At 61.6% G+C, this 1,739-nt stretch carries 2 rRNA genes; both read right to left on the reverse strand.

What is annotated here, in order from left to right:
• Window positions 1-1,250 (reverse strand): 23S ribosomal RNA (locus tag ACTQ1E_RS08755); the annotation flags it as partial.
• Between the two features lie 399 nt (window positions 1,251-1,649).
• Window positions 1,650-1,739 (reverse strand): 16S ribosomal RNA (locus ACTQ1E_RS08760); the annotation flags it as partial.

Genomic DNA, 1,739 nt, shown 5'->3' on the forward strand with positions numbered 1-1,739 from the left:
AATCCCGCCGCTTCGGTGTCCAGCTTAGCCCCGTGTATTGTCGGCGCATGTCCACTCGACCAGTGAGCTGTTACGCACTCTTTGAATGGATGGCTGCTTCTAAGCCAACATCCTGGTTGTCTGGGCGGACGCACATCCTTTGCCACTCGGCTGGAACTTGGGGACCTTAGCGGGCGGTCCGGGCTGTTTCCCTCTCGAGCACACAGCTTAGCCCACATGCTCTGACTGCCGCGCTCTGGGCCGCCGGCATTCGGAGTTCGGTTGGATTCGGTAGGCGGCGAAGCCCCCTCGTCCATCCGGTGCTCTACCTCCGGCGGTGAACGCGCGACGCTAGCCCTAAAGCTATTTCGGGGAGAACGAGATATCTCCGGGTTTGATTGGCCTTTCACCCCTATCCGCAGGTCATCGCCGCCGTTTTCAACCGACGTGCGTTCGGCCCTCCACGGGGTCTTACCCCCGCTTCAGCCTGCCCACGGATAGCTCACCCGGCTTCGCGTCCGCGGCGCGGGACTCAAGTCGCCCTGTTAAGGCTCGCTTTCGCTCCGGCTCCCTTTCGGTTAACCTCGCCCCGCGCCAGCGACTCGCTGGCTCATTCTACAAAAGGCACGCCGTCACAACATAAAGTTGCTCCGACTGCTCGTGGGCGCACGGTTTCAGGTACTGTTTCACTCCCCTCCCGGGGTGCTTTTCACCTTTCCCTCACGGTACTGGTGCGCTATCGGTCACAGGGTAGTACTCAGGCTTGGATGGTGGTCCACCCAGGTTCGGACCGGGTTTCACGTGCCCGGCCCTACTCAGGGACCGCGTCGCGCCGTCCGGTCTGGGTTCGCGTACGGGGCTGTCACCCGCTGCGGCCGGCCCTCCCATGCCGTTCCGCTCCCCAGCCGGACCTGCGCCCGGGGGCGGCAGCCCCCGGATGCGCGGCCCTGCAACCCCGCCGGCGGAACCCCTGCCGGGTACGCCCGCTCGACGGTTTGGCCATCGGTCCCCTTTCGCTCGCCGCTACTCGGGGAGTCTCGAGATTGATTTCCTCTCCTCCGGGTACTTAGATGTTTCAGTTCCCCGGGTTGTCCTCCCCGGCCCTATGCGTTCAGGCCGGGGATATCCGTACCTCTACGGATGGGTTCGCCCATTCGGAGACCCCCGGGTCGAAGGATGTGTGCTCCTCGCCGGGGATTATCGCAGCTTGCCGCGTCCTTCATCGGCTCCCTGTGCCAAGGCATCCGCCGTGCGCCCGTGGTATCTTGCGGGACCGCTCCGGGCCCGCGGGATATCCACGTGTCGCTAAAGTTAATTAATCGATATCATGAATAGCGCTCTCATGTCGCAATTCGGGTATCTCATACCGCGGCACAGCGTGTTCCACTGTGCTCGCGATCAGATGCTCCTCACTCATCAATGAGTGAATTCTCTTGTTTGGATCGGATGAATGATTGCTATCATTCTCTGTTTAGATCGCAGAAAAGAATCGAGTCTGGAAGAGGATACTCTTCCATCTCTCTCCTATCGCTATGCGGCTCTCAAGGTACGCGGGTGCGACCCCGGGGACCGGGTGCTGCGGGGACGTATCCGGGCCAGACATCCACCGGACGGGCTCCTGCCCTCCATTCGAGTTAAAGTGTTCTCTCTCTAAGAATGTATCTCCCTAGAAAGGAGGTGATCCAGCCGCACCTTCCGGTACGGCTACCTTGTTACGACTTCACCCCCCTCACCCTCCACACCTTCGGCGCCTCCCCCCT

The sequence above is a fragment of the Collinsella sp. LCP21S3_C7 genome (genome assembly GCF_052118485.1).
Classification (GTDB): domain Bacteria; phylum Actinomycetota; class Coriobacteriia; order Coriobacteriales; family Coriobacteriaceae; genus Collinsella.